Annotated in this window: 17 protein-coding genes; 4 read left to right on the top strand and 13 right to left on the bottom strand. The window is 71.2% G+C overall.

All coding sequences use genetic code 11. The annotated features are described in order from the left end of the window. Positions 1-158: 158 nt before the first annotated feature. From ACT3S3_RS13535 to ACT3S3_RS13525, 3 genes are read right to left on the bottom strand one after another with little or no spacing between them, the layout of a single operon-like run. On the bottom strand, positions 159-1181 hold the full coding sequence (locus ACT3S3_RS13535) for an iron-siderophore ABC transporter substrate-binding protein (protein ID WP_444626927.1): 1023 nt from the start codon (positions 1179-1181) through the stop codon (positions 159-161). Between the two features lie 15 nt (positions 1182-1196). After that, on the bottom strand, positions 1197-2405 hold the full coding sequence (locus ACT3S3_RS13530) for a cobalamin-independent methionine synthase II family protein (protein ID WP_301443048.1): 1209 nt from the start codon (positions 2403-2405) through the stop codon (positions 1197-1199). A 23-nt stretch (positions 2406-2428) separates the two neighbouring features. Continuing rightward, positions 2429-3640 (bottom strand): aminotransferase class I/II-fold pyridoxal phosphate-dependent enzyme, encoded by a 1212-nt coding sequence (locus tag ACT3S3_RS13525; protein ID WP_301443049.1) that lies wholly within the window; start codon positions 3638-3640, stop codon positions 2429-2431. Positions 3641-3659: 19 nt separating this feature from the next. Here ACT3S3_RS13525 and ACT3S3_RS13520 point away from each other — a divergent pair, with 19 nt between their 5' ends. After that, positions 3660-4661 (top strand): hypothetical protein, encoded by a 1002-nt coding sequence (locus ACT3S3_RS13520; RefSeq protein ID WP_301443050.1) that lies wholly within the window; start codon positions 3660-3662, stop codon positions 4659-4661. Between the two features lie 266 nt (positions 4662-4927). Here ACT3S3_RS13520 and ACT3S3_RS13515 read toward each other — a convergent pair whose 3' ends face one another. Genes ACT3S3_RS13515 through ACT3S3_RS13500 form a run of 4 tightly spaced genes read right to left on the bottom strand, consistent with a single transcriptional unit; the run spans position 4928 to position 9671 of the window. Next, on the bottom strand, positions 4928-5551 hold the full coding sequence (locus tag ACT3S3_RS13515) for a GntR family transcriptional regulator (RefSeq protein ID WP_301443051.1): 624 nt from the start codon (positions 5549-5551) through the stop codon (positions 4928-4930). A 33-nt stretch (positions 5552-5584) separates the two neighbouring features. Further along, positions 5585-7390, bottom strand: coding sequence for an acetyl/propionyl/methylcrotonyl-CoA carboxylase subunit alpha (locus ACT3S3_RS13510; RefSeq protein ID WP_301443052.1), 1806 nt, complete (start codon positions 7388-7390; stop codon positions 5585-5587). Beyond that, complete coding sequence (locus ACT3S3_RS13505; protein WP_301443053.1) at positions 7387-8910, bottom strand: 5-oxoprolinase subunit B/C family protein; 1524 nt, start codon at positions 8908-8910, stop codon at positions 7387-7389. Before ACT3S3_RS13505 ends, ACT3S3_RS13510 begins: the two co-directional genes overlap by 4 nt. Continuing rightward, positions 8907-9671 (bottom strand): LamB/YcsF family protein, encoded by a 765-nt coding sequence (locus ACT3S3_RS13500; protein ID WP_301443054.1) that lies wholly within the window; start codon positions 9669-9671, stop codon positions 8907-8909. The genes ACT3S3_RS13505 and ACT3S3_RS13500 overlap by 4 nt, the downstream gene beginning before the upstream one ends. A gap of 254 nt (positions 9672-9925) precedes the next feature. On the opposite strand from ACT3S3_RS13500, the gene ACT3S3_RS13495 reads away from it, so the two are divergent. After that, positions 9926-11026: a hypothetical protein gene (locus ACT3S3_RS13495; protein WP_444626926.1), complete on the top strand. Its 1101-nt coding sequence runs from the start codon at positions 9926-9928 to the stop codon at positions 11024-11026. Between the two features lie 164 nt (positions 11027-11190). Here ACT3S3_RS13495 and ACT3S3_RS13490 read toward each other — a convergent pair whose 3' ends face one another. The 3 genes from ACT3S3_RS13490 to ACT3S3_RS13480 all read right to left on the bottom strand — a co-directional run bounded on the left by ACT3S3_RS13490 (position 11191) and on the right by ACT3S3_RS13480 (position 15933). Then, positions 11191-11832 (bottom strand): DUF3239 domain-containing protein, encoded by a 642-nt coding sequence (locus ACT3S3_RS13490; protein ID WP_301443296.1) that lies wholly within the window; start codon positions 11830-11832, stop codon positions 11191-11193. Between the two features lie 23 nt (positions 11833-11855). Next, positions 11856-13511 (bottom strand): DNA repair helicase XPB, encoded by a 1656-nt coding sequence (locus ACT3S3_RS13485; protein ID WP_444626925.1) that lies wholly within the window; start codon positions 13509-13511, stop codon positions 11856-11858. A gap of 64 nt (positions 13512-13575) precedes the next feature. After that, a complete protein-coding gene (locus tag ACT3S3_RS13480; protein ID WP_301443298.1) occupies positions 13576-15933 on the bottom strand; it encodes a helicase-associated domain-containing protein in 2358 nt (785 codons plus the stop codon). Between the two features lie 106 nt (positions 15934-16039). On the opposite strand from ACT3S3_RS13480, the gene ACT3S3_RS13475 reads away from it, so the two are divergent. Continuing rightward, on the top strand, positions 16040-16228 hold the full coding sequence (locus tag ACT3S3_RS13475; protein WP_301443299.1) for a hypothetical protein: 189 nt from the start codon (positions 16040-16042) through the stop codon (positions 16226-16228). Between the two features lie 194 nt (positions 16229-16422). Here ACT3S3_RS13475 and ACT3S3_RS13470 read toward each other — a convergent pair whose 3' ends face one another. Beyond that, positions 16423-17109, bottom strand: a complete 687-nt coding sequence (locus tag ACT3S3_RS13470; protein WP_444626924.1) for a resuscitation-promoting factor Rpf1 domain-containing protein — start codon at positions 17107-17109, stop codon at positions 16423-16425. A gap of 407 nt (positions 17110-17516) precedes the next feature. Between ACT3S3_RS13470 and ACT3S3_RS13465 the strand changes: the two genes are divergently transcribed. Then, a complete protein-coding gene (locus ACT3S3_RS13465; RefSeq protein ID WP_301443301.1) occupies positions 17517-17972 on the top strand; it encodes a cold-shock protein in 456 nt (151 codons plus the stop codon). A 114-nt stretch (positions 17973-18086) separates the two neighbouring features. Here the strand turns inward: ACT3S3_RS13465 and ACT3S3_RS13460 are convergent, their stop codons facing one another. After that, complete coding sequence (locus tag ACT3S3_RS13460) at positions 18087-18659, bottom strand: DUF2771 domain-containing protein (RefSeq protein ID WP_301443624.1); 573 nt, start codon at positions 18657-18659, stop codon at positions 18087-18089. Between the two features lie 58 nt (positions 18660-18717). Then, positions 18718-20022 (bottom strand): MFS transporter, encoded by a 1305-nt coding sequence (locus tag ACT3S3_RS13455; protein ID WP_301443625.1) that lies wholly within the window; start codon positions 20020-20022, stop codon positions 18718-18720. Positions 20023-20033 lie beyond the last annotated feature (11 nt).

Raw genomic sequence — 20033 nt, 5'->3', positions numbered from 1 at the left:
CGTTGTCGCCGATTCCCCGCTACAGGCCCCGACAGCGCCTCGAGCCGGACCTCCCCAGGGCACAACGAAGCCCCCGTGACCGGATGGTCGCGGGGGCTGAGATCCCGAAGGGGAAGGGTGAAGGCGATCAGGAAAGCAGAAGGCAGGCCTGGGCGGTCCTACTCCGTGTGCTCCTCCAGCAGCGGCACGAGCTGGCCGAGGGCGTACTCGATGGCCGCGGGGGAGCCCAGTGCGTAGGCGCTGGAGATCTCCTTCGGCATGGGGAAGGAGTGGCCCTCCTCCGTGGCGGACAGACGCTGCCAGGCGCTGTTGGCCTCCACGTCCTCCGGGGTGGTTCCCACGGCGAAGGCCACGACCAGGTCGGAGTCGGCCAGGGACAGTGTCTCGTCGCTGAGCTTCACGGAGAAGCCGGTGTCCCCGGTCTCCTCCTCGGCCAAGGTCTCGTTATCCTGGAAGCCGAGGTCGAGCAGGGTGTCGTAACGCTCGGAGCCACGGATGTAGGCGCCCCAGCCCTCCGAGGACAGGGCCACCGTCGCCGCGGTCTTGTCGGCCCACTCAGGGTGGTCGTCGCGGATACCGCTGACCATGGCCTCGTAGCTGTCGTTGAGCTCGTCGCCCTCGTCCGGCAGGCCGAGCGCGGTGGAGATCATGTCGACCTGCTGCTTGCGCGGGGTCAGGTAGGAGTCGGCTCCCTCGGGCACGCCCACGGTGGTGGCGATCTCGGAGAGCTTGTCGTAGCGGTCCTGGTCGCCGGAGCTGCGCACGTCGAGGATGAGGTCGGGCTCCAGCGAGGCGATCGTCTCGAACTCGGGCTCCATGGTCCCGATGATCTCGGGGGACTCCTTGTAGGCGCCCTCGAGCCACGGGCCGACCCCGTCGCCGCCGAAGGCGAGCCAGTCGGACGCGCCGACGGGCTGCACGCCCAGGGCCAGCGCGGTCTCCGCGTCGCCCCAGCCCAGTGCGACCACGCGGGTGGGCTGCTCGTCGACGGTGACGTCGCCGAACTTCGTGGACACCGTCTGGGGGAACGTCCCCGCGGTCTCCACGGCGGAGGAGTCGGCGCCGGAGGCGGCGTCCTCCCCGTCGGAGTCGTTGTCGGAGCAGGCGGTGAGGGCGAGGGCGACACTCGCCGCGGCGAGGATGCCGACGCTGCGGCGATGATTGCGGAGTCTGAACGTCATGGAGGTCAGCCTACGCTAGCCATTGAGGTCCTTCGAGGCCAGTCGGGCACCCTCGACGAGGGACTCCAGCTTCGCCCAGGCGATCTGCTCGTGCAGGCGTCCGCCCAGACCGCAGTCGGTGGACGCCACCACGCGGTCCGGCCCGACGACCTCGGCGAAGGTCAGGATCCGGTCGGCGACGGTGCGCGGGTGCTCGACCACGTTGGTGGAGTGGCAGACTACGCCCGGGTAGATCAGCGAGCCCGCGGGGAGTTCGTGGTCGGCCCACACGCGCCACTCGTGGGCGTGCCGGGGGCTGGCGCCCTCGAAGGACAGGCCGCCGACCTCGGCGCGGAGCACCTCGTCGATGATGTCGGCCAGCGGGATGTCGGTGGTGTGCGGGCCGTGCCAGGAACCCCAGCAGATGTGCAGGCGGGTCTGCTCCTTCGGCAGTCCGGCGAGGGCGCGGTTGATGGCGTCGATGCGCACGCGGATCCACGCCTGGTAGTCGGCGACGCTGGGCTCCGGGTTGATCTGGTCCCAGGCCTCGGCGAGGTCCGGGGCGTCGATCTGCACGGTCAGTCCGGCGTCGGTGATGGCCTTGTACTCGTGGTGCAGGGCGTCGGCGCAGGCGTTGACCAGGGCGGTCTCGTCGCCGTAGTGCTCGTCGGTGAGGCGGGCGGCGGACCCCGGCGAGATCGCGGCGATGAAGCCGTCGCTGGACGTCCTGCCCGCGGCGTCCAGTGCGTGGGTGAGCAGGCGGGCGTCGGCGTCGACCTGTTCGCCGCCGATGTAACCGATCTCGCCGGTGAACTTCGGGTTGCCGACCTTGTTGCGGCCCGTGAAGATGCCGGACTCCGGGTCCTCGTAGGCGGCGGAGAAGGCGGCTCGGTCACGTCGGTCCGGGAAGGACGTCAGCCGGATGTTGCCCGGGGTGGAGCGGACCTTCTCGGCGTTGGCCCAGCGGTCGGTGTCGGTCATGGTCAGGCCGCTGAGGCGGGAGAAGATGTAGTTCCACCAGGCGCCGTAGTCGACCGCGCCGGAGGTGACGTGGCCGTACTCGCCCTCGTTGATGATGTCGAGGCCGAGGTCGACCTGGCGTTGGACGACCTTGTCCACGCCGTCCTGGAGGATGCCGAGGAACTCGTCCTGGCTGATGTCGCCGGTGCTGCGACGCAGGTTGGCGTCCAGCAGTTCGGGGGTGCGGGGCAGTGAGCCCACGTGGGTGGTGCGGATGGAAGTCATGCGCACCATCGTAGTGTTTATGTTCAGCTGCTAATCAGTCGCGTCCAGTCGGCGGCCCGCAGCCGCTCCTCGGCGAGCGCCAGGGTCTCGGCGGACTTGCAGAATGTCCAGCGCACCAGCGTGCTGACCTGCTCGTCGGGTTCCTCCACGAAGCTGCTCACCGGGATCGCCGCGACACCCACCGCCGCGGGGAGCGCCCGGCAGAACTCCTCGCCGGTGAGCCCGGTGCCCAGCGCGGCGATGTCGGTGACCAGGAAGTAGGTGCCGTCGGACGCCAGGACGTCCTGCCCGGTCTCGCGCAGGACGCCGGCGAGGCGTTCGCGGCGCCCGCGCAGTGTCGCCGTCCACGCGTCGCTCCAGTCCCCGGCGTTGTCGAGCGCCCAGGCGACCGCCGGCTGCAGCGGCGTGACGCCGACGTAGCTGAGGAACTGCTTCGCCGCGGTCACCGCCTCCAGCAGGTGCGGCGGTGCGATGGCCCAGCCGGTCTTCCAGCCGGTCACGTTGAAGCTCTTCGCCGCGCTGGACAGTGTGACCGTGCGCTCGGCCATGCCGTCGAGGGTGGCGAAGGCGGTGTGCGGGCGGTCGAATGCCAGGCGTTCGTACACCTCGTCGCTGATCACCACCGTGTCGGTGCCGCGCAGCTGCCCGGCGATGAACTCCAGGTCGTCGCCGTCCAGCACCGTGCCGGTGGGGTTGTGCGGGGAGTTGAGGATCACCGCGGCCGGGCCGTCGGCCACCGCCGCGGCGAACCTCTCCCGGTCCAGGTGCCACCTGCGCTGCGGTCCGTCGTCCAACAGCAGCCGGACGGGGCGGGCGACGGCCTCGGCCAGGTCGATCGCCGCGGAGTAGGCGTCGTACGTCGGCTCCAGGACCACGACCTCTTCCCCGCGGTTCACCAGGCCCAGCACCGAGGCGGCGATGCCCTCCGTCGCACCCACGGTGACCAGGACGTCTTGCGCGTCGACGTGGTGGCCGAGCCTCCGGGCGCGGTCGGCGGCCACCGCCTCGCGCAGCACCGGCAGGCCACGTCCCGGCCCGTACTGGTTGTTGCCGCCGGTGATCTCCGACGCCGCGCGGCGCAGCATCTCCGCCGGGCCGTCCTCGTCGGGGAAACCCTGGCCGAGGTTCGCGGCCCCGGTGCGCACCGCCTCGGCGGTGATCGTGGCGAACACGGTGGGGCCCACGCCGGCGACCCGGCCGGCCGGGGAGTGGGTGCTGTGAGGGGGAAGAGACATGCCGCCATAGTATGGGGTCATGAGCATTCAGCCGATCACCGCCACCGGGGCCGACCCGGACGAGCCCGTCGCCCTGGAACAGACCGACCCCACGACCCTGCCGAAGGGCCACCCGGTCGACGCCCAGGCCGGCAAGGACGGCATCAGCCCGCGCGCGCAGCTCACCCAGCTGCTCAACTACTTCGAGGACAACTACCCGGAGATCTTCCGCTCCCTGACCACCGACGAGGCCACCACCTCGCCGGACGGCGTGACCGCCGAGCTCAAGGACCGCACCGAACGCATGTGGGCGCGCGTGCCCGACCTGATCACGCACTGCAGCCTGCTGGTGCTCGGCGCCGGCCTGGACCACGCGATGCCGACCGCGGCGTTCCTGAAGACCGGCCCGACCGCGGAGCCGACGGCGGTGGCGGGGCTGCCGGCCACGGTGCTGCGCCCCAGCGAACCGACCGGCGCGGTGGCCGTCAGCCTGCACGGCGGGCCGGGCTGGTTCGGCGACGCCGAGGCCCACGACCAGCTGTGGCTGCCGCTGTTCGCCGCCCTGGCGGAGCGTTCCGGGGTGACGGTGGTGGACCTGGTGTACCCGCTGCCCGCCTTCGGGCAGGACGGCTCGGCCGCTTCGGCCGCTGGGGCTGCCGCCACGCAGGACGCCGTGGCCGCCGCATTCCGCGAGGTGCAGGGGTGGGCTCAGCCGGGGCAGCGCACCGGGCTGATCACCTTCGGCTCCGGCTTCGGCCTGGCCACCCACGTGCTGCAGGACGCGGCGTTCCTGCTGGCGATGTCGCCGCGCATCTCCCCGGAGCTGGTGGACGCCCCGCCGGCGTTGGCGCAGGTGCCGACGTTGGTCTCGGTGGCCTCCGAGGACTCCCGGGGGACGCCGGCCGCCGAGGTCCGCGACTTCTTCTCCGCCTGCGCCCCCTCGGCCGAGTTCCGGGCGTACCTGTCGGAGCACATCATCGGTGCGCCGGACGTGTGGCGCCGCCGGGTCAGCGATGACGCGGGGTGGCTCGCACAGCGGTAGGCGCTGTGGGCGCTGTGTTCAGAAGTGTTACCACTTTCTCGGCCGGTGTTCCGGCAAAACCCCAGGTCGCGGAAAATCTCGCCGCCGAAAAGTGGTAACACCTCCATCCCCTCTGTGACAGGATCAGCGGTATGGAAATCCTGCTGATGGCCTTCTCCCTGCTGTTCAACGTCGGGATCCCGATCGTCCTTCTGGTCGCGGCGGTGATCTTCCTGCGCGAGCACTTCTCGAAGAAGAACTGAGCGCCGGCGCTCAGCGTCTCAGGCTCACCGTTCGGCGATCAGCGAGGGCAGCGAGTGGCCGGTCTCGGTGATCGACGCGCGTAGCGCCGCCGCCGCACCGGGGCGGTCCCCGGAGCGCAGGAGGGTGACGATCTCTCGGTTCGCCGCCACGAAGGGCCGGTGGAAGTCGGGGTCGGCCCGTTCGGCGAGCAGGAACACCAGGCGCATGCGGGCGAGCAGCCGGTCCATCTCCTGGTCCAGCAGCCGGGAGCCCGCGGCCGTGACGACGCTGCGGTGGAACTGCTGGTTCGCCAGCCCGAGGTCGGTGAGGTGACCGAGGGCGAGGTGGCGTTCGGCGTCGGTGACGACCTGGTCCAGGTCGTCGACGTCGAGCATCTCGCCCCACAGCAGCGCCGCGGGTTCGATGACCGCGCGCTCGCGGTAGAGGTCACGGATGTCGTCGGTGGTGGGGGAGGCGATGAACACGCCGCGGTTCGGGATGCGGTCGATGATGCCGTCGGCGGCGAGCGCGGCGAAACACTCGCGCAGCGTATTGCGCGACACCCCGAGCTGCTGGGCGAGGACAACCTCGTTGAGTTTGGCCCCGGGGGCGTACTCGCCGGCGGACACGGCGTGGCGCAGGCGGGTGGAGGCTGACTGGGCGCGCATGGTGGTCCAGTGTAAACGAGGGGCGCGGGCCGGTTACCCCGCCGTCTCCTCCGTCGCCACCGTCGCCAGAGTCTCCTTCGCCGTCACGGCCTGCCCGGCCTGCGCGGTGATGCTCAGGACGCCGTCGGCAGGGGAGCTCACGGTGCGTTCCATCTTCATCGCTTCCACGGTCGCCACGGCCTGGCCCTCCTCGACGCGGTCACCGTCCTCGACCTTCCATGCGACGACGGTGCCGGCGAAGGGGGCCGTCACGGCGGTCCCCGAGCCGGCGGACCCCGGGCCAGTGGACTCCGGGGCGGCGTCGGCTGGAGCACCGCCCGAGGCCACGCCACGCGTCAGCAGGTCGGACGGGATCCCCACGCGGTGAAGGCGGCCGTCGATCTCCACGGAGATCTCCGTGCGCTCGGTGTAGGCGTCTTCGACGGAGCCGTCGCCGAACGCTCCGCCGGCGCCCGGGGTGTAGCAGGTGTCCACCCAGTCGGTGTAGACGCCGAAGCGGGCGTCCGGCCCGTCGGCGGTGAACGCGGGGTGGCGCACGATGTCCCGGTGGAACGGCAGGACGGTCCGCACGCCCTCGATGCGGAACTCGTCCAGTGCCGCCGTCGCGCGCCGCAGGGCGACCTCGCGGGTCGGCCCCCACACGATGAGTTTGCCGAGCAGGGAGTCGTAGAACCCGGGCACGGTTCCGCCGGCACGCACCCCGGCGTCGACGCGGATGCCGGGGCCGGTCGGGACCTCGAAGGTGCTCACGGTGCCGGGGCAGGGGACGAACCCGTTGGCGACGTCCTCGGCGTTGAGGCGGAACTCGATGGCGTGCCCGTGCGCGACCGGATCAGACCGGTCAGCGCCGCTCGAGCACAGGAAGCTGAGCTCCTCCCCGGCGGCGATGCGGAACTGCTCGGCCACGATGTCCACCCCGCTGGTCATCTCGGTGACGGGGTGCTCGACCTGCACGCGCGTGTTGACCTCGAGGAAGGACACGGTGCCACCGGCCACGATGAACTCCACCGTCCCAGCCCCCACGTAGCCGGCGGCGCGGCAGATCGCGCGGGCACCCTCGGTGATCTCCTCGCGTTGGGCGTCGGTGAGGAAAGGGGCGGGGGCCTCCTCGACGAGTTTCTGGAAACGACGCTGCGTCGAGCAGTCGCGGGTGCCGAGCACGGCCACGTTGCCGTGCGTGTCGGCGAGCACCTGCGCCTCGACGTGCCGGGGGTGCTCGAGGAACTTCTCCACGAAGCACTCGGTGCGTCCGAACGCGGCCTCGGACTCGCGCGCGGCGGACAGGAAGGCGTCCTCGATGGAATTGACGCCGTCGGATTCCCGGACGAACTTCAGTCCACGTCCGCCCCCGCCGAAGGCGGCCTTGATCACGATCGGCAGGCCGTGTTCCTCGGCGAAGTCCCGCGCCTGCTCCCACGACTCCAACGGTTCGGAGGTGCCCGGTGCCAGGGGTGCACCGACGGACTCGGCGAGCTGGCGGGCGGCGACCTTGTCGCCCAGGGTGTCGATGGTCTCCGGGGTGGGCCCGATCCAGGTCAGCCCGGCCTCGGCGACGGCGCGGGCGAAGCCGGAGTTCTCCGACAGGAAGCCGTAGCCGGGGTGCACGCAGTCCGCCCCGGCCCGCGCGGCGACGTCGAGCAGCGCGGGGATGCTCATGTAGGTCTCCGACCCGCTGGATCCCGGCAGGGCGTGGGCCTCGTCGGCGACGCGGGTGTGCAGCGCGCCGGCGTCCGGTTCGGAGTACACCGCGACGGAGCGGATTCCCAGGTCGCGGGCGGCCCGGGCGATGCGTACGGCGATCTCGCCGCGGTTGGCGATGAGGACGGTTCGGGTGTTCACAGCAACTCCTGGAAGGTGATCTCGGTACCGGGGGCGAGTTGGGCGGCCAGGTCGAGGTCCTCGGGGACCACGGTGGCGATGACGGGGTAGCCGCCGGTGACGGCGTGGTCGCGCAGGAAGACCACGGAGTTGCCGTCCGGCGGCACCTGCACGCAGCCGGGCAGCATCCCCTCGCTGGGGATCTCGCCGTCCCGGGCGCGCTGTACGGGCTCGCCGGTGAGCCGCAGGCCGATGCGGTTGGACGCGCCGCTGACCTGCCACGTCCTGCCGGTCAGCGCGTCGACGCCGTCGGTGAACCAGTCGTCGCGCGGGCCGGCGACGACGCGCAGCACCACGGGCTGCTCGTCCGGCGCACGAACCGAAGCGCAGGACGCCCCGACCACGCCGCGGGCCTCGCCCGCGCGGACCGTGTCGCCGTCCTGCAGTGGTGCCGGCCCGAGGCCGGACATGACGTCGGTGGACACCGATCCCAGCACGCTGCGTCCGGCGATGCCGCCACGCACGCCGACGTAACTGCGTAGCCCGGCGGTCGCCGCGCCGACGCTCAGCCGGCTGCCCGCCGTCAGCAGCAGCGGGACGCCGGACGCCACGGTCCGGGTGCCCACGCTCACCGGGGCCTGCGCGCCGGTGACCGCGACGACGGTGTCGACCAGCGCGGTGAGCGTCAGCCCGCCGACGTTCTCGAGGACCCCGGCACCGCGCCGGTTGCCCACCGCGTCATTGGCGGCGACGGCGGAGGCGCGGTCCGCCGCCCCCGAGGCAGACACCCCCAGGTCGCCGAAGCCGGGACGTCCCAGGTCCTCGACGAGGGTCTGCAACCCGACGTCGTCGAGGCGCAGCACCGGGCGCGCCGGTGCGTTGGCCGGCGTCCCCGATTCGGTGGGACGCGGCACCTCGGCGAGGTCGCGCACGGCCCGGTAGCGCACCACGTCGCCCGGGGCGAGCAACGCCGGCGGCTCGGCGTCGGCGTCCCAGAACCGTTCGGCGGTGGTGCCGATCAACTGCCAGCCACCCGGCGACGTGCGCGGGTAGACCGCGGAGAAGCCGCCGGCCAGTCCCACCGCCCCGGCGGGGATTGCCGTGCGCGGGCTGTCGCGCCGGGGGACGCTGAGCGCGCCCGAGGCGTCCTGCGGAGCGCAGTAGGTGAAGCCGGGGGCGAAGCCGCCGAAGGCGGCGACCCACGTGGTGGAGGTGTGCCAGTCGACCAGCTCCTGGCCGGACATGCCGAGTGTGTCGGCGAGGTCGGCCAGGTCCTCGCCGTCGTAGAGGACGTCCACCGTGACCTCCTTCGGGGTGGACGCCGCGGCCGCCGCCGGACGGAACCCCCGCAGCGCCTCCACCGCGGTGCGGGTGTGCGCCGACGTGCTGAACTGCAGCAACACCGTGCGCGCCGCGGCCACCACACCGGTCTGCCCGGGCAGCGGCGCGGCACTGAGCGAACCGTGCCACGCCGTCACCGTGTCCAGGTCCGGCAGGTCGACCAGCAGCGCGCGGGTGCCGACTGGATGGACGCCGCTCACAGGAACCCCCTGACCGCCACGCCCTCCGCCTGCAACCGCCCGACCACCGCGCGGGTCAGCTCCACCGCGCCGGGTGAGTCGCCGTGCACGCACACCGACTCCGCGTCCACGGACAGCACCGTTCCGTCCACCGCAGTGACCGCGCCGGACGTGGCGACCTGCAGGACGCGTCGGGCGACCGCGTCCGCGTCGGCGATGACCGCGTCCGGCTGGGAGCGGGGGACCAGCGTGCCGTCCGGCAGGTAGTTGCGGTCGGCGAAGGCCTCCCTGATCACCCGCAGCCCGGCCCGTTCGGCGACGTCGACGGCCACCCCGCCGGGCAGCAGCATCAACGGCAGTTCGCCGAAGGCGCGCACCCCCTCGACGACGCCGCGGGCCTGTGCCTCGTCGTGCACGATGGTGTTGTACAACGCCCCGTGCGGTTTGACGTAGCTGACCCTCGTGCCGTTGGCCCTGGCCAGGGCGTCGAGGGCGCCGATCTGGTAGAGCGTTTCGTCGGCGAGGCGGGCGGGGTCGATGTCCACCGGGGTGCGTCCGAAGTTGGCGGGGTCGCGGTAGCCGATGTGTGCGCCCACGGTGACGCCACGGTCGGCGGCGGCGCGCACGGTCGCGGCGATGGCATGGGGATCACCCGCGTGGAATCCGGTGGCGATGTTGGCGCTGGAGACCAGGGCGACCATCGCGGGGTCGTCGGCCACGGGGACACCGTCGGTGGTCTCCCCGAGGTCGGCGTTCAGGTCGATGGTGGCGGTGGTGGTCATGGGAGTGCCTTCCCGTCGCTGCGTTCAGGATTGTTGAACAATCACCAGACTAGCGGAAGATCGGGGTGCATTGCCGGGGAGTCGGGCAACTTTCGCACCCCATTACCGGCTTCATTAAATCTGACCTGGGGTTTTGTAAGTGTAAGTGGCTGATCTGGTGCGAAATGTGCAGGGTGGCTCCTGGCGCGAGCGACGTCGGATAGCCTGGTGCGGAGTCCACGGGGGGTGGGCGGCGATGAGGGAGGGACAACGCCATGGCGTATCGGGGGACGACGCTCGACGAGGAGCTCATCCGGCAATGGCCGAGGCTGGACGAGGGGCGGTGGCTCCGTCGGCCGGACACTAGGGCGAACATCGAGGCGGGCCGATTGGCGGGCCTACTGGCGGGCGGCGATATCGGTGACGGTTACGTGCAGGTCGGCGAACTCTGGGTTCCCCGGGCGGCGGTCCGGGACCCGGCGCAGGTGAACTGGGGCGCCTCCGGGCATCCGCGGGGGCTCGCCTATGAGCTGGACGCATTGACCAGGGTTCGGATCGCCCTCACCCGACGCCCGGACTGGATCGCGCACAGCTGGAGTGCGGCGCGGGTCTGGGGAATGCCGTACTTCTGCGACGACGCCGACACGTGCGTCCTCTCCCGTGGGCGGAGCAGGCCGGCGCCGACCCCGCAGCAGGTTTCGAGGTTTCGCGGGGAAAGGACGCTGGCCACGGTGCCGACGCGGGTTCGGGTGGACTCCGGGATGCCGGGACTTCGGACCACTCCGCCGATCCTCACGGCCATCCATTGCCTGCGCTCGCTGCGCGCCGGGTCGCACGCCTGGCGTGTGCCGGACGGGACGGGGCTCGACGGAAACGAGCTGCGGGCCGTACAGTTCATCGACGCCTTCTGCGCCTTGTCCGGCTGTGATCCGCTCCGGCTCGTCGCCGCCTGCGGGGACCACTACCCCCAACGCCACCCGGCCGAACTCGTGGCGATGGCGGACCGGGGCGCGGAGTCTCCGATGGAGACCGTGATGCGCCTGCAGGTGCAGCGACTGTTCGGGGAGGGCTTCATCTCCCAGCTGGTGATCCGGCAGGACGGGACGGTCGCAGACCCCGTGCACACCACGGATGTTGCCGGTCGTGGTGTGGTTGCCAGGGTGGACCTGGGGTCTCCGACGCTGAAGCTCGCGCTGCAGTACGACGGTTCAGGGCACCTCGAACGGCGCCGACGCGACACGGACTCGCGGGTGAACGCGGCGCTGGCGAACCTCGGCTGGCACGTCCTGCGGCTGACCTACGGGCATCTCCGGGACCTGGACCTGCTGCAACGCACGGTGGCGGAGGGAATTGCGTTGTGCCGTCGCCGGACGTGACTCGGCTGACTGAACTGACTCAGCTGACTCAACTGACTCAACTTTCGCACCTGATAAGCCCCTAACACTCGCAAAACACCAGGTCAGATTTAGTTAAGTAGGTGATGGGGTGCGAAATCTGGACGGGCAGCGGGGCGGCGGCGGGTGTGGAGGACGGGGCGGCGCTAGTCCAGCTCGAGGAGCAGGTGCCGGGTCTTCTGCACGTCGGCGAGACGGTCGACCAACGACTCCACCTGCGCCCAGCGCTCTGCCGGGATCGCGTCCTCGGCGGCGGCGATCACCGAGCGGTCCTGGGTCCCCCACGCCACGGGCATCGGGGAGACCTGCTCCCAGTGGTCCTGCTGACCGACCGAGCGCATCCCGGTCACGGCCATGGCGGGCACACGCTCACCCACGCGCCGCTCCACCCCGGGGATCGAGGTCACGGTGCGCAGCGCGAGGGCGGGACGCGAGGACGCAGACTCGGTGGCGGCGGTGTCGACCAGCGACATCAGCACCACGTCGCGTGGGTTGACCTGCGCGATCACGGTCGGGACCAGGGCGTAGGAGTCGTAGTAGCGCTGCGGGGAGCCGAGCTGGCGGGGGAAGACGGGCACCATGATGAAGCAGATCAGCCCCATCACCAGGGCGGCGGCGCCCACGATCACGGCCCAGCCGGCGTCGACGGCCACGAACAGCACCACCGCGGCGACGACGAGGATCGCCCCCATCAGCCCGGCGGACCACTGGAACCGGCGGGCGTCACGGAAGAACTCGTTGTGTTTGCGGGCGAAGGACTCGTCGACGGGGAAGTTGAAGCTGACCACGGTGAATGATCCTACAGGCTGGGCTACAGGTCGTCCGAGTCGATGATGCGGTAGCCGTAGCCCTGCTCGGCGAGGAAGCGCTGGCGGTGCGCGGCGTAGTCGGCGTCCAGGGTGTCGCGGGCGACGACGGAGTAGAAGAACGCCGGGCCACCGTCCGGCTTGGGGCGCAGGATGCGTCCCAGGCGCTGGGCCTCCTCCTGGCGCGAGCCGAAGGTGCCGGAGACCTGCACGGCGACGGAGGCGCCCGGCAGGTCGATGGAGAAGTTGGCGACCTTCGAGACGATCAGGACGCGCAGTTCGCCGTGGCGGAAGGCGTCGTAGAGCTCCTCGCGGCGGTGGGTGGTGGTGCGCCCGTCGATGACGGGGGCGTTGAGCTTCTCGCCGAGTTCCTCGAGCTGGTCGATGTAGGCGCCGATGACGAGGGTGGGTTCGTCGGGGTGCTGGTCGAGGATGCGGCGCACGATGCCGGTCTTCGTCGGCGAGCACGCGGCCAGGCGGTACTTCTCGTTCTGCTCGGCGGTGGCGTACACCATGCGTTCCTCCTCGCCGAGCTGCACGCGGACCTCGGTGCAGTCCGCCGGGGCGATCCAGCCCTGGGCCTCGATGTCCTTCCAGGGGGCGTCGTAGCGTTTCGGGCCGATGAGGCTGAAGACGTCGTCCTCCCGGCCGTCCTCGCGCACGAGTGTGGCGGTCAGGCCGAGGCGTCGGCGTGACTGCAGGTCGCTGGTCATGCGGAACACCGGGGCGGGCAGCAGGTGGACCTCGTCGTAGATGATCAGCCCCCAGTCGCGGGAGTCGAAGAGCTCCAGGGCGCGGAACTCGCCCTTCGTCTTACGGGTCACGACCTGGTAGGTGGCGATGGTGACCGGGCGGATCTCCTTGCGCTCGCCGGAGTACTCGCCGATCTCCTCCTCGGTGAGGGTGGTGCGGCGGATGAGTTCGTCCTTCCACTGGCGTCCGGCGACGGTGTTGGTCACCAGGATCAGCGTGGTGGTCTGTGACTTCGCCATCGCCGCGGCACCGACCATGGTCTTGCCGGCGCCGCAGGGCAGCACGACCACGCCGGAGCCGCCGGCCCAGAAGGACTCGGCCGCCATCTCCTGGTAGTCGCGCAGTTCCCAGTTCTCCTGCTCGGTGGACAGGGCGATGGGGTGGGCCTCGCCGTCGACGTAGCCGGCGAGGTCCTCGGCCGGCCAGCCGACCTTCACGAGCTCCTGCTTCAGGCGTCCTCGTTCGGAGGGGTGCACGACCACGGTGTCGGGGTTCTCGGGGTCGATGGGCTCGCCGAGCATGGGGCGGATCTTCTTGTGCCGGCGGATCTCGGCGAGCACGGCGGGGTCGGTGGACTCCAGCACCAGCCCGTGGGCGGGGTGGCTGGACAGGATCAGCCGGCCGTAGCGGTCCATGGTCTCGGCGACGTCGACGAGCAGCGGCTGGGGCACGGGGAAACGCGAGTACGTCTCGAGGACGTGGACGACCTGTTCGGCGTCGTGCCCGGCGGCGCGGGCGTTCCACAGGGCCAGCGGGGTGATCCGGTAGGTGTGGACGTGCTCGGGGGCGCGTTCGAGTTCGGCGAAGGGGGCCAGGGCGGTGCGGGCCTCCTGCGCCTGGGCGTGTCCGGTCTCCAGCAGCACGGTCTTGTCCGACTGGACGATCAGGGGTCCGTCACCGAGTCCCACGGGTGCCTCCTTGAGGGGTTGTTGGGCGGTCGAAAAGCAACCCGACCATTCTACCCGTTCCGGCTCACTCCAGCGGGGTTCCCACCCAGGCCACCCGGTGCGGCTGGATCTGCAGCGACTGCCCGCCGGCCTCGGTGACGCCCACGATGGACACCGGGCTCATCGTGACCACGGAGATCCACTCGTGCACCGCGGAGCCGGTGGCGTCGACGTAGCTGATCTCCACCGGGGTGCCGGAGTCGTAGGCGTGGCGCAGGGCGGTCATGATCGCCCGCGGCTCGTGCACGCGCGTGGTCTCCCCGTCGTGGCCGGACGCATCGGCGCTGTTGCCGCTGCCGCCGCCGTCGGCGCCGGCCTGCCGGCTGCGGCGGAAGCCCTCGACGGCGCCGGCGAGCTGGTCGGCGACCTGCCCGCGCGAGCTCACGGGACGTTCGGGGTCGGGCACGGTGGACAGCAGTGGTCCGGCGGTGGCGCGTCCCACGCCGTTGTCGCCGTCGACGCTGATGCGCACCCCCTCGTCCTCCAGCGCCTCGACGACCAGGGAGAGCTGCACGGAACTGGCGGCGACCGTGGGGGAGAGCAGGCGCAGCCCGGTCTCCTCGGCGGCGTCGGTGTCCATGATGGCGGCCATGGACTTCTCGTCGGGGGCGGTGAGCACGCTGGCCGCGGTGCTGCCGACGACGGGGTTCTCCGGACGGTGGGTGCGGAAGGTGTCCTGCACGAGGTACCACATGGACTGCGGCACGTCCGGGGCCATGCCGGCGAGGAAGTCCTCGATACCGGCGGCGGTCTCGCCCTGCTCCACGGCGCGTTGCATGCTCTGGCGGGTCACGCGCCACACGCTGGCCATGCCGGTGGACTCCACGTCGGCGAAGGTGCGCAGCCGGGCCTCGGTGTCGCCGTCGAGCAGGCCGGGGGCGAGGATGGTCATGTCGGCCTGGATGATGAGCATGCGGACGGGCTCGGGCAGGATCTTCGCCAGCGCGGCGGCCAGCCGGTCTTCGGCATCCTGGGCATCCTCGGTCCCGTCGGTTTCAGAGTTCGCGACGGCGGCGAGCGCGAGTGCGGCCGACGAGGCCTGCCCCTCGGCGCTGAGCCCCAGGATCACGCCCTCGTCGACGATGCTGGCCACCGCCTCGTCCGAGGTGACTGCGGCGACCGAGGGGCGCAGCCGCCACAGGTCGGCACCGGTCGGCACAACGGCGCTGCCGCCGGCGGCACCGGAGACGACGCCGCGTAGCGCGGCGGCCTCCGGGGCGTCCAGCGACTCCTGCAGCAGGTGCGAGTCGGCGCCGGACGGCTCCTTGGCCAGCCACGGGGCGTGGGTGCTGTGGCGCCAGCCGTCGAGCAGCATCGCCCAGCGCCGCGACAGCGGGGCGGACAGGTAGGACGCACCGCGTTCGGTGAGCGTCCAGAAGTCGCCGCTGCCCACGGCGTCCTGCGGGGCGGGCACCGGCAGGCCGACGGCGATGAGGTCGGCGTGGCGGCACAGCACGAGGGTGTCGCCGACGACCGCGGCGTCCAGCCCGAGGGCCTTGGACAGGCGCGCGATCTCGCGCACGCCGACACCGCCGGCGTTGAGCGGACGCACCGGGGCGCGTCCGACCTCCTCGAGGACGTCGGCGACCAGGCGGACGGTCTCCACCACGCGCGCCACCGCGGTGGCGTCGGTGCGCTGGTCGGGGCGCCCGGACGCGGCGCGGGCACGGAAGTCCCCGCCGGGCGGGGGGACGACGCGTCCGGTGATGGACGCCGCGACGCGCGGGGACAGCCGGGCGGTCTGCGCGTCGACGCGGTCGAGCAGGCCCGCGGAGATCATCCGGGCCAGCGGGCGCTCCGGATCGTCGAGCGTGGCGGAGTGGCCGATGCCGCCGGAGAGCTCCAGGGTGTCGAGCAGGCGACGCTGCCGGGTGGGCAGGGCGTCGAGGACCCCGGGCAGCTCCTCGGTGGGCACCGGGCAGCGGTAGCCGTCGACCAGGACCCACGGCAGGTCCGTCGTCGCGGAGAACAGCGGCGGCAGGTGCGAGGGCACCTTCACCTGGCCCGGGTCGGCGGTACCTTCTGCGTGCGACACCGTGAGGTCGGGGCCGTAGGCCAGGCCCCAGGACGCCAGGACGTGCACCGTGGCGGTCACCGTCGCCGCGTCCGCGCGCGCGTCGGCGGCGGTGCCCGCGGCGTCCCACAGTCCGGTCAGCGTCTCCTCCAGCACGTCGACGCCCACCGGGTCGTGGGCGGCGCCGGCGTCCACCAGGGCGTGCAGGACGGCGAGCCCGGTCGCGTCGAGACGACGCAACGCCGCCACGTCCGACACCGAGCCCAGGGACCCGGGGTAGAAGGCGCGCAGACGCCAGAGGAGGTCGACGAGCTCGTCGTCGGAGTGGCCGGACAGCCACTCGGCGTAGGTGGGGAAGGAGTCAGGCATAACGCCGGTCACTTTACCCGCCGGTGGGGCCGCGGGTGTAGGCGCCGGTGTGGGGGACGGTGCCGGAAAGTCGCCTGACGGGCACGGATGTGGAATGATCGGGGACATGGCTCACGCAAAGAAGAAGCACTACGTTGATCCGGGCTGGCCGCAGAACCTGCCCGAGGGTAAGCACGCGGTCACCGAGCTCGTCGCCGAGGACGCCGGCGCACTGAGCCCCTTCGGGGACGCCGAGTTCCCGGTGCCCGCCGAGAAGCTGTCGTACGTGCACCCGTACACGGTGGTCAACCGCTAGCCGGTTTTCCCCGCGCGCACGAACGTCGCCCAGCCCATACCCGTTCTTCACGGGGTATGGGCTGGGCGACGTTTTCGTCGTGCGGTGTTGCGCGTCGACGAGTGGGACCTTGGGCCCGTCAGATGGTGGGCCCGGTGCGACCGCGGCAGGCCCTCCTCGTGTTGAGGGGTGTGCCCGCCGGGCGGCGCGGAGAACTAGAAGAGGTTGCCGGCGAGGGCAGCGTACTGGTCGCCTGCGGCCTTGGCCTGGTCGGCGGCACCCTGTGCCTGGTCGACGGCGGCGGAGTAGTTGTCGTTCAGGGCCTCGCGGTTGTCCTGGTAGAGCGACTGGAGCTCGGTCGGGACCTCGATGCCGTTGGCGGCGAAGGCTGCGGTGATCTGCTCCCAGACGGAGTCGATCGCCAGGACGTCGGTCTGGCTGCTCAGGTCGGCAGCGGCCTCGCCGGTGTTCTCGGCGTAGTCGTCGGTGGAGCCGGTGTTGTCCTGGGTGCCGGCACCCGGGGCCTCACGCTGCTCGGCAGCGGAGTTCAGACCCAGCTGGGAGGAGCAGGACGGCCATGCGCCCCAGCCCTGGCCCTCGAGGACGCGCTCGGCGACCACGATCTGCTCTTCGCGGGAGGCCTGGTCGGCGGAGGCCGCGAACTCGTCGCCGCCGTAGCCGTTCCAGGTGCTCGGGGAGAACTGCAGTCCACCCTGGAAGCCGTTGCCGGTGTTGATGGACCAGTCGCCGCCGGACTCGCACTCTGCGAGGCGGTCCCAGTCGGAGTCGGGGGCGGCGTTGGCGGCCGGGGCGGCTGCGGCACCGAGTGCCAGTGCGGCCATGCCGGCGACGGCGAGGCGCTTGGTGCTGAAGGTGCTCTTACGGATGGTGTGTCGTCCCATGTGGGTTGATTCCTTTCGGAGTCGTTGGTGCGGGGATCCGGTCCCGTGGATCACCGCGGTGTTCATTGCTGGGACCCGACACTAACGGTTTGTCACGATTGAGTCACGCTGATTGGGCGGATTCGTGGCTGTTCAGGCGGTGTAGCGGCGGAACGTTGCGGATGTGAGTTGGCTCGTGGTGGCGTCCGAAACCGGGTGTGCCCAGCGCGTTATCGTTCCGTGTCCCGACCGTTACCGAACCGTTATTTTATGACTGTGACCTTCGTCACACCCATGGCGGACGTTGCGATGCGAACCCCACGCGCCCCACGGGTAAAATAGCGGGTTCCCCATCAGACATTGAGTACAGGGCTCGACAGAGTCCGACAGAGCAGCAGAGAGCAGTAGAGAGAGGACTGGCGAGGATCATGCCGACCGGAAGAGTGAAGTGGTACGACCCGGACCGGGGATTCGGCTTCGTCTCCAACCCCGAGGGTGAGGACGTCTACGTCGGGTCACAGGTGCTGCCCGACGGGACCAGCGAACTGCACAAGGGCCAGCGCATCGAGTACGACTTCGCCGAGGCCCGCAAGGGACCCCAGGCCATGCGGATCTCGGTGCTGGACGACGGGCCGCCGCCGTCCGCCGAGAAGTCCGGTGGCAGGGGCCCTGGCAAGGGTGCGGGCAAGGGTGCGCGGAGCCAGCGCGGCGCGCGCGGCCACCGCTACAGCCCCGACCAGCTCCACGAGCTGGTCCAGGACACCGTCACGCTGCTGGAGTCGCGGGTGCAGCCCAGCCTGGAGGCCGGGCGGCGTCCCGACCGTAAGGAAGGACGCCAGGTCGCCGAGATCCTGCGCACCATCGCCAGCGAGCTGGAGAGCTGACCCAGAGAACTGACCCAGAGAACTGACGCAGAGAGCAACCCCACAGGTTGGTGGAACCATCCTGTGGGGTTGCTCTCTGAACTGGGGCGGGGCGGGTAGAGGGGGAGGGGCCGGTTACCCCGCCGGGGTGAACGACCAGACCGCGCCGAAGGCGACCTCTTCGCCGTCGTCGTCACCGACCAGTGAGGAGTGGATCTCCACCACGGCCAGGCGCGGGTTCTCGTCGTCCTCGCCCGCGGTGTCCGAGGAGCCCTTGATCGTGACCTCGGTCTTCTCGTTGCCGGTGTAGGTGTTCTCCGTGTTCACCGCCGGGTCGTCGAAGATCTGGAGCATCGTCCAGTCGTGGTCGTAGACCTCCTCCGGCAGCGAGACGGTCATCTCGTCGTCCGGCCCGAGCTCGACCTCGGTCGGCTCACCTTCGTCACAGTCGCCGGTGAACAGCTGGCACACCGAGTACGGGGCGTACTCCTGCTCCTCGCCGGAGGCGTCGGTGACGGTGACCCGCAGATCCTCCGGCTGGGTGCCGGGACGGTTGTTGCTCCAGTGCTGGTAGCCCAGCACCGCGGCGGCCACGACGACGACGAGCAGCACGATCGCGCCGAAGGTCATCAGCTGCTTGCGCTGGGCGGCCCGACGACGCTGCTTCTTCGTCTGTTTCTTCGGCGGGTTGTTGTTGTCCGTGCTCATCCGGTGGGGAACTCCTGTCGGCGTCGGATCGGGTGTGCGGGGGCCGGGGTGGACCGGCTCAGCGGGAACTCCTCGCCCGGCCGATCAGGGCCCCGGCACCGACACCCCGTGACGCGGCGATGACGTTGACGTACATCACTGTACCGGCGAGGGCCAGCACAGCCATACCCACGGTGAGCTCCGGGGGAAGCAGGATGCCCAAGGTGCCTCCGAACACCCACGACAGCTGCAGTGCGGTCTCGGAGACGCCGAAGGCCGAGGCCTGCGCGGACTGGTCGAGCCCGGACTGGATCGCCGCGTCCAGGCACACCTTCGACATCGCGCTGCCCAGGGACAGCACCGCGGTCGCCACCGCCGCGGTCAGCGTGCCGTCCCACACCGCGGCGAGCACCACCGTGGCGATCGACACCGCGCCGAGCACCAGGACGGCCGCCTGCGGGCGGGCGAAACGGATCCGCGAGCCCAGCGCGTTGCCGGCGAAGGTGCCGACCCCGCCGGCCGCGCCGACGGCGGCGAGGATGGACAACTGCTCGAACCCGGAGAGGTCGGTCGAGGACTTGGCGACGAAGGCGATGTAGATCGTCATGAACCCGGTGCCGCAACGCTGCAGGGCGGTGGCCCACAGGCAGGTCCGGGCGGCGTCGGGGAAGCGCACGCGTACGGCCCGACGCCAGCCGGTCACCGCGCGGCCGCCTGCCTGCCCCTCCGGCACGAACGGGCTCACCGTCACCTCGTCGCGTCCGCGTTCGGCGCTGGCAGGGATGAGCGCGCAGCCGTAGATGCCGGACAACGCGACCACCATCAGCAGCCACAGCGCCGCCCGCGGGTCGAAGAGGTAGGCGATCGCCGCGGCCAGACCACCGGCGACCAGCGAGCCGCCGATGTGCCCGGCGATGGTCAGCCGCGCGTTCGCGCGCACCAGGTCCAGGCCGTCCGGCGCGACACGTGGGGTCACCGAGGACTTCAGCACCCCGTAGGACTTGCTGAGCACCAGCATCCCCAGTGCGGCGGGGTAGAGCATCCACGAGTCGAAGTTCTGCAGCAGGACGGCGGCCAGCAGGACGCGTCCGGCGAAGGTCAACGACAACGCCAGACGCCGGCCGGTGCGCAGCCGGTCCAACGCCGGGCCGATCAACGGGGCGAGCAGTGCGAACGGGGCGATCGTGACCAGCAGGTAGGCGGCCACCGAGGTCCGGGACTCCGCCTCGGCGGCGGAGAAGAACAGGGTGCCGGCCAGGGAGACCGCCAGCACGGCGTCCACCGCGAAGTTGGCGATCGAGGTGTACATCAGGGCGGTGAGCCCGGACTCGCGGGCACCGTCGGCGCCCATCAACCCGGAGACCCGGTTGGCGGAGCGGGCCATCACCCCACCCC

This window comes from Corynebacterium sp. AOP40-4SA-5 (genome assembly GCF_052377355.1).
Classification (GTDB): domain Bacteria; phylum Actinomycetota; class Actinomycetes; order Mycobacteriales; family Mycobacteriaceae; genus Corynebacterium.
Note: the sequence above shows the minus strand (reverse complement) of the source record. Positions and strands in the feature narration are given on the sequence as shown.

Excerpts from the sequence above, each read along its gene's own strand:
- ACT3S3_RS13535 (WP_444626927.1), bottom strand. The coding sequence starts at position 1,181 with ATGACGTTCAGACTCCGCAATCATCGCCGCAGCGTCGGCATCCTCGCC.
- ACT3S3_RS13530 (WP_301443048.1), bottom strand. The coding sequence starts at position 2,405 with ATGACTTCCATCCGCACCACCCACGTGGGCTCACTGCCCCGCACCCCC.
- ACT3S3_RS13525 (WP_301443049.1), bottom strand. The coding sequence starts at position 3,640 with ATGTCTCTTCCCCCTCACAGCACCCACTCCCCGGCCGGCCGGGTCGCC.
- ACT3S3_RS13520 (WP_301443050.1), top strand. The coding sequence starts at position 3,660 with ATGAGCATTCAGCCGATCACCGCCACCGGGGCCGACCCGGACGAGCCC.
- ACT3S3_RS13515 (WP_301443051.1), bottom strand. The coding sequence starts at position 5,551 with ATGCGCGCCCAGTCAGCCTCCACCCGCCTGCGCCACGCCGTGTCCGCC.
- ACT3S3_RS13500 (WP_301443054.1), bottom strand. The coding sequence starts at position 9,671 with ATGACCACCACCGCCACCATCGACCTGAACGCCGACCTCGGGGAGACC.
- ACT3S3_RS13495 (WP_444626926.1), top strand. The coding sequence starts at position 9,926 with ATGGCGTATCGGGGGACGACGCTCGACGAGGAGCTCATCCGGCAATGG.
- ACT3S3_RS13480 (WP_301443298.1), bottom strand. The coding sequence starts at position 15,933 with ATGCCTGACTCCTTCCCCACCTACGCCGAGTGGCTGTCCGGCCACTCC.
- ACT3S3_RS13475 (WP_301443299.1), top strand. The coding sequence starts at position 16,040 with ATGGCTCACGCAAAGAAGAAGCACTACGTTGATCCGGGCTGGCCGCAG.
- ACT3S3_RS13470 (WP_444626924.1), bottom strand. The coding sequence starts at position 17,109 with ATGGGACGACACACCATCCGTAAGAGCACCTTCAGCACCAAGCGCCTC.
- ACT3S3_RS13465 (WP_301443301.1), top strand. The coding sequence starts at position 17,517 with ATGCCGACCGGAAGAGTGAAGTGGTACGACCCGGACCGGGGATTCGGC.
- ACT3S3_RS13460 (WP_301443624.1), bottom strand. The coding sequence starts at position 18,659 with ATGAGCACGGACAACAACAACCCGCCGAAGAAACAGACGAAGAAGCAG.
- ACT3S3_RS13455 (WP_301443625.1), bottom strand. The coding sequence starts at position 20,022 with ATGGCCCGCTCCGCCAACCGGGTCTCCGGGTTGATGGGCGCCGACGGT.